The following is a 15,257-nucleotide window of genomic DNA, read 5'->3' on the forward strand; positions in this document are numbered from 1 at the left end:
TAGAAGAGAAACAAAAAGCAGAAAAATCGGTAAAAGCGAACGGAAATGAAAATAAAGAGGGAGAAAAAACGGTATCTCAAGAAAAGGGTTCTCAAACTAATCCTTCTTGGAAGCCAATTGGTACAGAGCAAGGAGCAAAGCCTGAAATGAAATTTAAAGAAGGAACAGTAGATTGGAGTGAGATGAAAAAAGCAATTTCTTATGCTGTTGATGTTCCAGAGAGCCAATTGATTTTCGATTTTATTGGGAATAATGGTAATAATAAAGCCTACGGTAATGTACGAGATAAGCAAAATAATAAAAAATATAAGGTTAATATTGATTGGGTAGAAAATCAGGGGTGGAAACCAGCATCTGTTCAAGTGGTAAAATAAATAATAGAAATGTAATTATGTGTTTAAAAGTTTACTCTTGTAAAAACTCAAAAAAGAGTCCGTATCAATTAGGGCTTTTTTTTATGAAAATTCTATTGCTTTTTTCGCCGAGATACGTGTAATAATTAGGTTATAGCAATACCATTTTTTATTAAGCTTTGTTTTTTATTGATATTTGTAACATAAACATCCGTTTTTATTACGTTTTATATTTGAAGATATGAAATATATTAACGGTTTAACTAGCAGTAACAAAATACTGTCTCAAAAATGATTTATCAAAATATAAATTTTCACCCTTTTTGTTACGTTGATTGTTTATTAATTAGTATTTCCTATGTTATTCCTATTTTTTAGGTGATGCGTAAATAAATCTTATATCGGAATTCTAATCAGCATTCTATATAATTTCAGTTATATATTTTAACAAAATAGGCGCTCTTTTGGTGGGTCCCTTTTTTCATGATTATTTTTTTAACTATTATTGTACCAGTCATATCCTAAATTTATAATATTTGCTGTTAGATACGGACAAGCATCTTCTTCTAGCGGCTATAGACTAATCGCAACAACAGAATCCCATTTATTTAGTACCTTTTTATTGAATATGAATGAAAAATTTTAAAATGTGTTTTATAAAACATACAATAAACTCAAAAAAAACAGCGATATTATACACATGTGCTGATATCACTGCTTTTTTATATGGATATTTGATGGTCAATTTTACAAATTATAAAAAATTACAAGCTCATTTTTACATTTTCGTAACAATATTTTTGTAAGATTATCTTTCTTTTCCCTCTGTTTGATTGGCTTGGAACTCCATTTTTAACGCAATACTATCCCCTTGAAACACGTTTTGATCCGTTCCGCTATCTTCAAATATAAACTTCATCCAAAACCAATCCATTTTCCCAGATTTTAATCCACCTGTTTCAGCCCACTTGGAATGAAATACTTTCTTGGAAGCAATCTCTGGACTTTGTGATTTTAGTTCTGCAAGAGTTGTTTCGTATACAGGGCTTTTTGCTGGATCCCAATCCAAAAGAAATTGTATTTTAATGTGTTCACCAAAATCTTCTGTATTATTATTTTGTTTTAAATCGTTAACAGTATAATCTATTTTCATCATGATGTCTTTAATATCTAGTGTACCACTATTTGTTAAGTTGAATTTCTTTAATATTTTGTCCCCAGGTTTCAAATTTCCTAAGTTAAGTGAAGTAGTTGGTTGCATAGCTAAATCTAATGTACCTGCAGCAAATGTGTTATTTGTTACAACTTGATCGCTAAAATATGCATATGTACCCCCACCAATTAAAGATAAACCAAGAGCGGCTGAAACCACTCCAACACCTAACTTCTTTTTCAATGACATTTTTTATTCCTCCCATATCATTTTTACAATTTTTCTCCCTAATCAACTAAAACGGTCCCCTTAATACAGGTATAGCATTAATTGTAAGAATTTTGTATTGAAATAAGAATATTACTTATTGAGAAAATTATGTTACTATCTATCTTCTATAAATTTAACGCACCAAGTAAAGAAAATTTGGTTCATAATTTTCTTTTTATATAGTAGTTAAAGGGGGACCGCCACATCGCTATCAAGGTAAGAAAATACAACATCAATTATAGTAGAGGTTATTTCTTTTTTTAGGCTACATGTAGGGAATTTAAAGTTTTGCATATGAAATAAACCTAACGGGTTTATATTTTTGAAGTATGTTGATACAGGTATGATTCTGAAAGATCTTGCAGATGCTACCCTTCGATAAAGTGATAATACTGCACAAAATCTTATTCTTAAACAATTAGGTGGACCTAATGAATTCCAAAAATCAATGAGAGAAATAGGAGATACCGTTAAAAATACTGAACGTTTTGAACCAGAGTTAAACGAAGTGTATTCAGGAGACACCCATGATACTAGTACCCAAAAGACATTAGCTGCTAGTCTTCAGGTTTTTACGCTAGGAGATGTGCTTTCATCTGAGAAACGGGATTTATTAATAGATTGGATGAAAAGGAATACTACGGGAGACAACTTAATTCGTGCTGGAGTTCCAGGAGGGTGGGAAGTATCTGATAAGACTTGTTCGGAATCTTATGGAACCCGAAATGATATCACAATTGTTTGGTCACCAAATAATTGTGATACTTTCTAAACATGATAAAGTGGATGCTAAATACGATGATAAGCTTATTGCAGAAGCAACAAAGATAGTGTTAGAAGCTTTAAAAGTGACAAATAAATAATAATAGTAATTAGTTATTAATATTTTCCCGTTTATCCGTCACAATACTGTGATGGTCTTTTTGTGTATTTTAAAAAGAATCTACTTAAGTAAAGAAAAAAGATAGAAACAATCCCTATTGAAATTATTAATTAAGTAACAACAAATATACGCTTTATTGGATACTTATTGCATTTAAGGGGGGAGGTAAGATATCATCTTTTTTACATAAGTAAAATATTAAATAACAAATGGACTTTAGAAATTGCGCCTAAATTAAAGGAGAGTATGTTATGAATACAATCATGATTGTAGAAGATGATATGAAAATTGCTGAATTATTGGGAACTCATATTAAAAAATATGGATACCAAAGTGTTATTATAGCGGATTTCGAAAATGTCTTAGATATATTTCAAGAGGTAAAACCAGATGTAGTGCTATTAGATGTAAATTTACCTAATTTTGATGGTTATTATTGGTGTCGTCAAATACGAGCTATTTCTACTTGTCCAATTATATTTTTGTCTGCAAGGAGTGGAGAGATGGATCAAGTTATGGCTTTAGAAAATGGTGGCGATGATTACATTACAAAACCTTTTTATTATGAGGTTGTAATGTCTAAAATCCGTAGTCAACTCAGAAGAGCATACGGTGAATATGCTCCTAAAGTAAAAGAACGAATAGTTGAGCAATCGGGATTATTCCTGTTCCCAGAAAGAATGGAACTTCAATTAAATGATAAGACAACTTTACTTACTAGAAAAGAAACAACTTTATTAGAAATATTAATAACAAAGTCTCCGCTCCTTGTAAAACGTGAAGTGATTTTAGAACAACTATGGGATAGTTCATATATAGACGAAAATACATTGAGTGTAAATATAGGTAGAATTAGAAGGAAATTGCAAGATTTAGGTATTGAAAATGCACTGGAGACAGTTCGTGGTGCTGGATATCGTTTACATGCTACTTGGGAGAAGGAAGGAAAGGAATAATGAGATTATTTTTACAAGAACATATTCCACTCATTTGCTATACATTTGCCCAATTGCTTATCATTCTTTTTATATATTGGTTCGATGGTTATCCACATATTTTGACAGCATTATATTCTGTATTTTTGGGTATTTTTTTATTAATGGGTTATTTAATATATCGTTATTATAGTCATCGTTCATTCTACAAGCGTCTATCAACACCAATGGAAGCTTTAAATGAATCAATAAAAGATAGTGATTTGACGCCCTTATCAATGGCCTTAGAAACATTACTACAAACTCAATATCAATATTATCAAAACCAATTAAAAAAATGGGAACGAAAACAACAAGAACAAATGACTTTTATGAATCAATGGGTTCATCAAATGAAAACACCTCTTTCTGTTATTGAGTTAATTACACAAGATGCAGATGACTCTCGATTTGACAGTATTAATGAAGAAACGGAAAGAATCAAAAAAGGATTAGAAATGGTCTTATATGTTGCTCGTTTAGAAACATTTGAACAGGATTTTCATGTGGACAGATTGCAGTTATTAGGAATGATTGATTCTGCTATTCATGAAAATAAACGTCTATTTATACGTAGTTATGTGTATCCAGAGGTAAAAGTAGATCCGAATCTTATTGTAGAAACAGATAAGAAATGGTTTCGATTTATACTCAATCAAGTACTGTCAAATGCAATTAAATATTCATCCAGTAAGAAAGAAAAAGTAATAGTATCGGCATGTTCAAAAGGGCGAGCAATTATTTTGGAAGTAAAAGATTATGGGGTTGGTATTCCTGCTGCTGATTTACCACGTGTTTTCAATCCATTTTATACTGGAGAAAATGGTAGGAAATTTAAAGAGTCTACGGGAATGGGATTATATCTTGTTAAAGAAGTATGTGAAAAATTAAATCATGAGATTGAGCTAGAATCTGAGGTGGGTAAGGGAACAAAAGTTAGAATCATATTCCCGTATGCATCTCGTTAACCGATGAAAGGTATACTTTTCATCGGTTTTTCTTTTGAATCTTACAAACTTGTTAGATAAATGTTAGGGAAATCGATATGAGGCATACTATATATAGGTTACACTTCATGTATCGAAAAGAGAAATGGAAGGTGAAATACTTGTGGAGATACTACATGTTTCAGATTTAGGGAAGGTTTATCCTGGGAAAATTTCTTATACAGCATTATCCCATATTGATTTAAAAATAAACAAAGGTGAATTTGTAGGAATTATGGGACCATCTGGGAGTGGTAAAACAACGCTATTAAATATGGTGTCTACTATAGATGCTCCAACATCAGGAGAAGTATTAATTCATGGAGAAAATCCATATCTGTTATCTCCAAATCAGCTGTCTTTATTTCGAAGACGAGAATTAGGGTTTGTTTTTCAATCATTTAATCTCCTTAATACATTGACAGTGAAAGAAAATATTGTTCTTCCACTTACGCTTGATGGTGTCAGTCCTAGAGAAATGGAGGGTAAAGTAGAAGCTATTGCTAAAAAACTAGGGATAACTGAAATATTAGATAAACGTACGTATGAAATTTCTGGTGGGCAGGCACAAAGAACTGCAATCGCACGTGCTACTATTCATAATCCGAAATTATTACTTGCGGATGAGCCTACAGGAAATCTGGATTCAAAATCTGCTAGTGATGTGATGGAATTATTGACAAAGCTTAATAAAGAAAATAGCACAACGATGATGTTAGTGACACATGATGCAATGGCTGCAAGTTATTGTGATCGAATTGTGTTTATCAAAGATGGACAGTTATACAATGAGATTTATTGTGGAGATAATCGCAAAGTATTCTATCAAAAAATTCTAGAGGTTTTAGCATTATTAGGAGGAAATGCAAATGACTTTTCGACAGTTCGCATTTAATAACGTTATTCGTAGTAAAAGAACATATTTGGCTCATTTTTTAAGTAGTACGTTTGCTATTATGATTTTCTTTACTTATGCATTACTTGCATTTCATCCTAATTTACAAGGCGATCTTGCTGCCAGCAGTGTAACAATAAATACATTCGCAAAGTCAGGATTACAGATATCGCAGGGGTTAATATTTTTCTTCTCATTCTTTTTTATCCTATATTCTGTAAGTGCATTTTTAAAAACAAGAAAAAAAGATTTTGGAATTCTAATGCTACATGGGATGTCACGTTCACAATTGAACAAATTAGTATTTATTGAAAATATAATAATTGGTATCGCTTCGATTTTAACAGGAATTACAATTGGAATGGCGTTCTCTAAGTTTATCTTAATTATGAGCAACCATCTGTTAATGATTGATAAAGGACTCCCATTTTACATGCCCTTTAAAGCAATTGGAATAACATTTGGAGCTTTCTTCTTATTATTTTTATTTATTTCACTTTTCACTTCTCGACTAGTAAATGTAGAGCAATTAGTAGAATTAATAAAAGCAGAAGAAAAGCCAAAACCTGAACCCAAAGCATCCCTTTGGCTATCTTTGTTCGCACTAATTTGTATGGGATTAGGATATACGGCTGTTTTCCATAGTGTTAACGCAATTCATTACAAGGATGTGAAATATGTATTATTCATGATGGCGACAGGGGTGAGCTTTGTTGTACTTGGAACGTACTTCTTATTTACACAGCTTAGTGTGTATGTATTACGTGCATTAAAGAAAAGGGAAAATATTTTCTTTAAGAAAACAAACATACTCACCATTTCAGATTTAGTGTATCAATTAAAAGATAATGCAAAAATGTTTTTTATGGTTACTATTATATCTGCCGTTGCCTTCACAGCAGTGGGGACTTGTATGGGATTAGGTAACTCATCTATGGCTGAATCGAATAGTCCCTTTGCATTTTCTTATAAGTCTTATAATAATAATCCTTTAGAAAAAGAGCATCTAAAAAAAATAGAAAGCGAACTCAATAATGGTAGGTTTAAATTCAAGCAAGTAGCTTATTCAACAAAACAAAGTCGAGATACTCTCTATGATAATAATATATTATCAACCGTTATAAAATTAAGTGATTATAATAAGTTAGCTAAGGCATTTGGTTTTGAAAAAGAAAGCTTAAAAAATGAAAATGATAGTCTTGTCATACCTTCAAGAAAAGTTGCTAATACAAAATCGAATCAAAATAACTTTCAATTGTTGTATAGAGATATGAAAAAAGATATGCATGTAAATAAAATACTTACTCCGAAAGAATTACAAGATACAATGGTAACGATAATTATTGTACCAGACGCTGTATATAATCAAATGATAGCAGATCCAGAGAATCACTATTTTGAAACCACTATCAATGGTTTTATTGTGAAAGATTGGGAGAAAACAAAAAAAGTTGCGGAAAATCTTTTAGCTGCTTTTCAGAAAGATAATACAAGTAAAATTGAGGATATAGTAGACAACGGAAAATATACATTTTCGACTTTAATTCTTAAATGGATAGTGATGAAGCAAAGTTTTGGACTTGCATCTATCATGAGTGTATTAATAGGCATTGTTTTCTTTACGTTTGCTGCAAGCTTTTTATATTTCCGATTATACACAGACTTAGAACGAAATCAGCAGCAATATAAAATGATAGCAAAAGTTGGTTTAAGTAAACTCGAATTAAAGAAAATTGTGTCACGTCAACTTGTATTACTATTCTTTTTACCCATTGTAATAGCAATTACACATAGTGTCGTTGCTTTTATGGCCTTGCAAAAGTTGGCTGATTTCTCAATCTTGGGTAGTTCCGTTATAGTATTGGTTTGTTTCTTAGTTTTACAAATTATATACTTTTACTTTGTTCGTGCTCAATATTTGAAGAAAATGTATAAAACAATCATTTAATGCAATTCAAAACAATAAAAATAAGGAGAATATAGAATGAAAAAAAGAATTGGGTTATTAATAGTAGCTGGTATTTCGATTACCGTGTTAGGAGCATGTTCATTATTTGGTACAAAAGACTCTCCAGCAAATGGAATTTCAATAGAAGTAGGAGCGATAAACGAACAAACAAGAAGCTCTATAATTGACTCATACAAAGATATAACAAGCTCACAAGACCTATATCAATTAAAAGAAGGGACGATAGATAATAACAAACTCGACATAAAGCTACCGACTAATTTGGGGGATTCTATGGATACTGCTACTAGTAATTTACTATTTATTAGTAGAACAACTGCTGAAAAAATGAATAAAAAGGGACTTATACGTGAAAGGGATAATAACGAGGGGCTCCTATCTTCAGACTCTCTTGATTCGTTACCAAAAATAGAAAAAGATGAAACTATCATATTTGCAAATAAAGAATATAAAGACTTGAAAGAACTAACATTTGATAAGAAAAAAATGAATGTTCAATATAAAGGGGATGCATGGCTATCTCCATATCGTGGTGGATCCAACGAAATCCTATTAATTGTAGATGATACATTATTTAAAGAAATAAATGGGAAAGAAAAAACTAGACAGATTCTATCTTTTAATAAATCTTTTGGGAATCTTAATTTAGTCAATCAAGGGAAAGCACCAGAATTAAGTAAGGAAATAGATAAATTGAATACGGCTTTAGGTACTGAGGAAAAAAGAACTGTCAATTTTGTGAATATTAAAGAAAAGTAAAAAATTCCGTCTATATGGTTAGAAATCGCCCACCATCAAGTTAAGAAAAATAAATACACCAAAACGAAAAAACTCACTTCTTATCCGAAAAAAGATGAAAAGTGAGCTTTTTTGCTTAGCATAGTAATGTTCAAAAATATTGATGGCATTACATGTCTATCAAGCTAAGAGTGGATTTTCTATGAAATTTCATTTTTCGTTGCTGTATCCCTATTAACGTTTCTGCTCCGTTACTATACAAACTCAAATTTCTTTCTCATTTTAAAGTGGAACAAATTTATTATTTAAATTGTCTATTAAATGTAATCCTATGATGCTCAAAAGCTAGGATAAAATTAGAGGTCGATTCTTTTTACATTCTATTCATGCTGATTATGTTAACATGAACCATTGTTCTAGACTGGTTATTAAACAAAGTAATATCTAATATTTAGGGTATATAACAAAAGATGATGAACAGCAAACAATATTCTTACTTTAAGGGCAGCATTATTATAAAAAATAGAGAGGAAATAGTTAGATCGAGAGTTAATCTAAGTTATTCTCATTTTAGCCAAGAAGACTCCTTCCTCAAGAAGCGTGAAGGGCCACAGCCCAGTGAGTAGGTGGGAAATGAATTGGCTTCGAACAAGGGATGGCAGTAAGCCATCTTAATTGTTCGACATACAGAAAGTGTTACGCCACTACCTAACGAATGTATGTTCGGTATATAATAGTCATATACCGAAATGGAGGTGAATCAAATAATGATTAATAAAGCCTATAAGTTTCGTATCTATCCAAATCAAGCACAAGCAATTCTAATCAACAAAACGATTGGGTGTTCTCGCTTTGTATTCAATCATTTCCTATCCTTATGGGATCACGCATACACAGAGACAGGAAAAGGCTTGACCTATGGTACATGCTCTGCCAAACTACCTGCCATGAAGAAAGAGTTTGTTTGGCTAAAAGAAGTGGATAGTATTGCGATTCAGTCGTCTGTTCGCAACCTTGCGGATGTCTATATGCGCTTTTTCAAAAAACAAAACAGCGCACCGCGCTTTAAATCTAAGAAGAACAACGTACAATCTTATACCACAAAACAAACAAATGAAAACATTGCCGTTGTAGGGAACAAAATAAAGTTGCCGAAACTAGGCCTTGTTCGATTTGCCAAAAGTCGTGAAGTAGAGGGGCGTATTGTAAATGCTACAGTTAGACGGAACCCTTCTGGTAGATATTTTGTGTCACTATTAGTTGAAACAGAAGTACAAGAACTTCCGAAAATCCATTCTTACATTGGAATAGATGTAGGACTAAAAGATTTCGCTATTTTGTCAGATGGAACGCACTATGAAAATCCGAAGTTTTTCCGATCATTAGAAGATAAGTTGGCGAAAGCACAGCGTGTTCTTTCTAGAAGAATGAAAGAATCTTCTTGCTGGAATAAACAACGAGTAAAGGTATCTAGAATTCATGAATACATATCAAATGCTAGAAAAGATTACTTGGACAAAATTTCAACTGAAATCATCAAAAACCACGATGTTATCGGTATAGAGGATTTGCAAGTATCGAATATGTTAAAGAATCATAAGTTAGCAAAAGCAATTAGTGAGGTATCTTGGTCGCAATTTCGATCCAAGTTAGAATACAAAGCAAAATGGTATGGCAAACAAGTCATTGTCGTATCGAAAACATTTGCTTCCAGCCAATTATGTTCTTGTTGTGGATATCAAAATAAAGACGTTAAAAATCTAAACCTACGTGAATGGGACTGTCTTTCTTGTCGTACACACCATGATAGGGATATTAACGCAAGTATCAATCTAAAGAATGAAGCGATAAGGCTTCTAACCGCAAGGGCTGCGGGGTTAGCCTAATCAATTAGAGTTCGATAGAACTCTTTACTTAGGAATCCCTCACTTCTAAACGAAGTGAAAGTGGGGGTAGTTCAAAATCTATACATTAGGGGAAACTTACTGTTTCTGGTTAGCACACTTTTAAAATATAAGTATATTTCTGAAGGTGACCTCTATAATTTTAAGTGAATCAACAAGAGAATTGAAAGGCAGGAGAAAGTAGCATGTCAGAAAATTATCGTTCTCGAGAGGATCGACGACGAGTTAAAAAGAAAAAACAGCCAGCTGCTAAAAAACAAAAACCAAAAGGCAAAACATCATTTTTTCGTAAGTTTTTAATTAGTTGTTTATTACTTGGTATTGTGGGGTTAGTCGCAGGAGTTGCTACTTTTTTCGTTATGATCAAAGATGCGCCAAAACTTGAGAAAACAAAGCTTGTTAATCCGTTATCCTCAAAAATTTATGATAAAGATGGGAAATTAATATATGAATATGGGAAAGAAAAACGAACGAATATTATGTATGGTCAAATTCCTAAATTAGTAGAAAATGCGTTTTTAGCGACAGAAGATGCACGTTTTTACGAGCACAGTGGCGTAGACTTTAAAGGTACTGCACGTGCAGTTTTAGTCAGCCTAAAAGGGGATTACGGCTCTCAAGGTGGAAGTACGATTACGCAGCAAGTTATTAAAAATTATTTCTTATCGATGGAAAAAACGTCAAAGAGAAAGGCGCAAGAAATATATTTAGCGTATAAGCTGGAACAACAGTATTCGAAACATGAAATTTTAGAAATGTATTTAAATAAAGTTTACTTAGGAAATCGTTCATACGGAATCGCAACAGCAGTACAAAATTATTATGGTAAGGAATTAAAAGATTTAACACTACCAGAAGTTGCGATGCTTGCCGGCTTAATGAAAGCGCCTAATAACTATGATCCAACGAAAGAACAAAATATTCAAAAGGCAACAGAAAGAAGAAATGTTGTACTTAAATTAATGAATCGACATGGTTATATTACAAAAAAAGAAATGGAAGAAGCATCAAAAGTTCCAGTAACAGAAGGACTTAAGAAAGCAACTGAACAAAAAGAAATGCCATATCCTGCGTTTATGGACGCCGTTGTGAAAGAAGTTGAAAAAGAATTGCCCGATGCTAATATTGGATCTGAAGGTTTAGAAATTTATACAACATTAGACCAAAAGGCACAGGATTTTGCGGACAAGCTTTTAAATAAAGATATTATTAATTATCCAAATGAGAAATTCCAAGGGGCATTCACATTTATGGATACGAAAACAGGAGAGGTCCGTGCAATTGGTAGCGGACGTGGTGAAAATAAAGCTGTTTTTAAAGGACATAATATTGCAATTGAATTAAATCGCTCAGCAGGTTCAACGATGAAACCAATTTTTGATTACGCTCCTGCAATTGAATATTTAAAATGGGCTACTTACCATCAAATTGATGACTCTCCATTTAAGTATTCAACAGGACAAGAAGTTAGAAATGCAGATAGAAAGCATTTAGGACCAATTACAATGCGTGATGCATTGAAGACGTCCCGAAATATCCCGGCAATAAAAACTGCAAAAGAAGTAGGAATTAATAAATCAAAGAGTTTCTCTGAAAAGCTAGGTATTACATTTAATGTTGCACCGACCGAATCAACAGCGATTGGTACAAATGAAGCGTCCCCAATTGAAATTGCAGGTGCTTATGCGGCATTTGGTAATGAGGGTAAGTATACGAAGCCGTATTTTGTTAAGAAAGTTGTTTATCCAGATGGAAAGTCAAAAAGCTTTGAACAAAAAACTAAACGGGTTATGAAAGATTCTACAGCATATATGATTACTGATATGCTTCGTACTTTTATTTCATCCGGTTTGGGTACAACAGCTAATATAGGTTATTTAGATATAGCGGGTAAAACAGGTACAACAAACTATTCTTTAGAACAAATAGCACAATATAATTTACCAGAAAGTGCAACCCGTGATAGTTGGTTTGCTGGTTATACACCACAATATACGATGGCTGTATGGACCGGATATACAAAGGATAGTAAAGATGATTATATTAGTAGTAAAAATACGAAAATTGCTCAATTGATTTTTAAAGAAATGATGAGTAAGTTTGCTACAGATAAGTCGCGATTTAAAATGCCGAACAGTGTAGTTCAAGAAGGTAGCGAATTACGTATTAAAGGTGAGAAGCGTGATTCTTCTCCAAATACAATAATAGCAAATACGACTGAACAGCCGAGTGAAAATAAGCAAAAAGAAAAGCAAAAGAAACCTGAAGAATTAAAGAAACCAGAAGAGCAAAAGCAAAGTGAGCTAACTAATGGAAGTGATCGTGGAAATAAAACGCCAGTAACTAATGGAAGTGACCGTGGAAATACAGTACCACCAACCAATGGAAGTGACCGTGGAAATACAGTACCACCAACCAATGGAAGTGACCGTGGAAATACAGTGCCACCAACCAATGGAAGTGACCGTGGAAATACAGCGCCAGCAACTAATGGGAGTGACCGTGGAAATAAAACGCCAGCAACTAATGGGAGTGACCAAGGAAATAAAACGCCACCAACCAATGGGGATGGTCATGGAACGCTAACGCCACCAAGTAATGATAGGAATACAGAAGAGACTCCAGCCAATAATGGATAATAAGTAATAGGAAGAAATTTTTAGTTCTGTTGCAAATTTTTAAAAAAGCATAAACAGGTGGTTAATGAAGAATAATGTTCAGGAAGTAGCTGGTAATTGCTGAAGTTCATTGTACGTTGAAAAGGCAAAGCCTCTTTGTATAGTGATTCCAAATTTGTAAATCTTATTTAAAATAAGAATTATTATAGAAAAGGAGTGTCTGATGAGAAAGTTTTTAAGAGTAATTCTAATCTTATTGGTGATATTTGTAGGAATTATGTTGGGAAGCATAATTGTAAATAAAACATATCATACAGAGTTTAAGTCTTTAAATGAAACGGATCAAAACATGTTAAAAGAACTATCTACTATTTATAAGAGTTTCGAAGAATCGAATGATAAACTTTGGAATAAAGATTATCATTTCGAAAAAAAGCCATTAGTACTGATACATAGTAATAAAGATGGGGGATTCTTTAGACAAGAAGCTTATGCAGTTAATGTAAAAGGTGTAGAAAATAGTATTTTTGCAAAAGAAATAAAAGTCCCAAATTCTTTGCATTTACCTAAAGTCTATCGCTTAACTCGTTTTGATTTTAGATCTGTTTCTACCTGGATGCCTTGGAACTTTGGGACAATAAATATTAACGATATGGATGTATTTTATTTTAAATATTATCCTAAAATGTTTGTTAATCCAGATTTATATTTTGATTTTTCGTCTTTCTTATTACATGAGGCTTTTCATGCTTATAAACAAAAAGATTGGACATATGATTCAAATGGTGGAGAGTATATTCACGAATATCCGATAAATAAAGAAAATTATGCATTAATGGGATTAGAATTTAAGTTATTAGATAAAGCAATGGTTGATACGAACCCAGAAAATATTAATCAAGCATTATATGACTGGACAGTTGTACGTAATTATCGCTATAAAAAATGGCCACAATTGATTGGAGAAACAAAAACGGAAGCAATAGAAGGTTCAGCACGATACTTAGAGTATCGTTATAGTAAGTTAACTGGTGGGAAACTTATGGTACTTGCAAAGAAAGAGAAGCCATATCATGTTACTTTTATGGAGGCGTTCAACTTTATTGCTAATGGACAGGCAGAATCTCCAAGGTTTTTAGAGCGGAATATGAGATATGAGACTGGCTCAGCTCTTGAATTAAGCATGGACAAAGCCAATATTCCATGGAAAGAAGCTATTGAAGATAGTGCAACCAAACAAGGGAAGACACCCTATCAAGTATTAAATGCGTACTTTAATATAAATAATACGTCTACAATTGAAAATAAGATTAAAGAAATTAAAGAAAACAATGACTATGACACGCTTTTAGAACAAGGAGAAAAATTGGTGAAAATAAGTAACGAGTAAAGAAAAAAATGAAAAAAATCTCCTTTAAAAGGGCTAATTGAAGGGGATTCTTTTTTATTATAGGCTATATACACTACTAAAAACTCGGTTTTAATAATTAATTTTGAAACTTAACGTACAAGTAACAAATTAATTTGCGTCCCAATGTTGTCGAAATGTACAATTTTCTTTTTTATATGATGACTCCATGCCAATTAAGCTAACATTTAAAATTTCACGTATCGCATTAATTTATAAAAAACACAACAGAATAAAAATTAGTATACATTTAAATCTTATATTGAATTAATCCACTAAACGGATAATGTATTGTTTGTTTTGGATAGACTTCTTGCGAAATATGTACCAAGGCAGTTTTTCAATTCTAATGTGGTAAGATATATATATTAACAATAAAAGGGGATGGGTAAAATGAGGGATTTACAAGAAGAAAACTATGAACAACTAAAAAGAGAAAAAAAGAACATTACTCTGGTTTTAAAAAGTGGAGTTAGAATACCAGGACAAATTATTGGATTAGACCGTTTTACTGTTCTAATGATTGTTAATGGAAAACAACAATTAATTTATAAACAAGCTATATCCACAATTGCTATGTAAAAAATAATATCCTTAGCTTTAAGAAAAGCGAATCTATATCTAGGAGGCGTTTAATTGAACTTAACTCAAGAAAAAAAACTAAAATTAATGATGCATACTATTACTTTAGTATCTTTCATGATTCTTACTTTTTTAGGCATTACAATTTTCTTTGTCCCATTCATTTTTTATTTTATATTCAAATCTAAAGAACTTCGTATAGTAGCTATTGAAACAGGTATTTATCAGCTATTCACATGGATTATTGTATTGATCTGGAATACTTTTATAATAAGGATTTTAATGTTTTCTATGTTCCATTTCGATATGAATGAGAGTAGTTTGTCAATGATATTGTGGACAGCACCATTATATATAATCATAGTTATTTTATTAGTTTTTGGGCCTTTTAAAGGGATTATATATGTATTGCAAGGGAAAGAGTTTCATTATCCAATTATATCCAAATGGGCTGGCAAGTAAAAATAAATAAAGAAGAATCCAGCTAATTATCAATCCGTTTTTATTTTATTTGAATTGTATAT

At 32.1% G+C, this 15,257-nt stretch carries 12 protein-coding genes and 1 pseudogene; 12 read left to right on the top strand and 1 reads right to left on the bottom strand.

Annotation, left to right across the window (positions count from 1 at the left end):
• Window positions 1-374 (top strand): DUF1510 family protein (locus MR170_RS03135; RefSeq protein WP_242307157.1); only part of this gene is annotated, 374 nt, incomplete at its 5' end.
• Between the two features lie 787 nt (window positions 375-1,161).
• On the opposite strand, the gene MR170_RS03140 is transcribed toward MR170_RS03135, so the two are convergent.
• Window positions 1,162-1,755 carry a TasA family protein gene (locus MR170_RS03140; RefSeq protein ID WP_016082832.1) on the bottom strand — a complete coding sequence of 198 codons (594 nt, stop codon included), beginning with the start codon at window positions 1,753-1,755 and terminating at the stop codon, window positions 1,162-1,164.
• A 346-nt stretch (window positions 1,756-2,101) separates the two neighbouring features.
• On the opposite strand from MR170_RS03140, the pseudogene MR170_RS03145 reads away from it, so the two are divergent.
• The 11 genes and pseudogenes from MR170_RS03145 to MR170_RS03195 all read left to right on the top strand — a co-directional run.
• Window positions 2,102-2,639: pseudogene (locus MR170_RS03145) on the top strand (serine hydrolase); the annotation flags it as partial.
• Between the two features lie 271 nt (window positions 2,640-2,910).
• Complete coding sequence (locus MR170_RS03150) at window positions 2,911-3,615, top strand: response regulator transcription factor (protein ID WP_016082835.1); 705 nt, start codon at window positions 2,911-2,913, stop codon at window positions 3,613-3,615.
• Window positions 3,615-4,601 carry a sensor histidine kinase gene (locus MR170_RS03155; protein WP_242307158.1) on the top strand — a complete coding sequence of 329 codons (987 nt, stop codon included), beginning with the start codon at window positions 3,615-3,617 and terminating at the stop codon, window positions 4,599-4,601. The genes MR170_RS03150 and MR170_RS03155 overlap by 1 nt, the downstream gene beginning before the upstream one ends.
• Window positions 4,602-4,743: 142 nt before the next feature.
• The gene (locus MR170_RS03160) at window positions 4,744-5,514 is read left to right on the top strand and encodes an ABC transporter ATP-binding protein (RefSeq protein WP_002108271.1); all 771 of its coding nucleotides are present in this window, start codon (window positions 4,744-4,746) and stop codon (window positions 5,512-5,514) included.
• Window positions 5,489-7,462, top strand: a complete 1,974-nt coding sequence (locus tag MR170_RS03165) for an FtsX-like permease family protein (RefSeq protein ID WP_242307159.1) — start codon at window positions 5,489-5,491, stop codon at window positions 7,460-7,462. Before MR170_RS03160 ends, MR170_RS03165 begins: the two co-directional genes overlap by 26 nt.
• Before the next feature lie 36 nt (window positions 7,463-7,498).
• Window positions 7,499-8,242: a lipoprotein BA_5634 family protein gene (locus MR170_RS03170; protein WP_242307163.1), complete on the top strand. Its 744-nt coding sequence runs from the start codon at window positions 7,499-7,501 to the stop codon at window positions 8,240-8,242.
• 746 nt (window positions 8,243-8,988) lie between these two features.
• The gene (gene tnpB / locus MR170_RS03175) at window positions 8,989-10,107 is read left to right on the top strand and encodes an IS200/IS605 family element RNA-guided endonuclease TnpB (protein ID WP_242307166.1); all 1,119 of its coding nucleotides are present in this window, start codon (window positions 8,989-8,991) and stop codon (window positions 10,105-10,107) included.
• A 203-nt stretch (window positions 10,108-10,310) separates the two neighbouring features.
• Window positions 10,311-12,764, top strand: coding sequence for a transglycosylase domain-containing protein (locus MR170_RS03180; protein WP_242307168.1), 2,454 nt, complete (start codon window positions 10,311-10,313; stop codon window positions 12,762-12,764).
• 202 nt (window positions 12,765-12,966) lie between these two features.
• Window positions 12,967-14,133, top strand: coding sequence for a hypothetical protein (locus MR170_RS03185; protein ID WP_242307170.1), 1,167 nt, complete (start codon window positions 12,967-12,969; stop codon window positions 14,131-14,133).
• Window positions 14,134-14,544: 411 nt separating this feature from the next.
• Window positions 14,545-14,733 (top strand): RNA chaperone Hfq, encoded by a 189-nt coding sequence (hfq, locus tag MR170_RS03190; protein WP_242307171.1) that lies wholly within the window; start codon window positions 14,545-14,547, stop codon window positions 14,731-14,733.
• A gap of 54 nt (window positions 14,734-14,787) precedes the next feature.
• The gene (locus tag MR170_RS03195; protein ID WP_153602983.1) at window positions 14,788-15,195 is read left to right on the top strand and encodes a hypothetical protein; all 408 of its coding nucleotides are present in this window, start codon (window positions 14,788-14,790) and stop codon (window positions 15,193-15,195) included.
• The last annotated feature ends 62 nt before the right edge of the window (window positions 15,196-15,257 follow it).

It is taken from the genome of Bacillus cereus group sp. BfR-BA-01524 (genome assembly GCF_022662595.1).
In the GTDB taxonomy this organism is placed as follows: Bacteria; Bacillota; Bacilli; order Bacillales; family Bacillaceae_G; genus Bacillus_A; species Bacillus_A thuringiensis_S.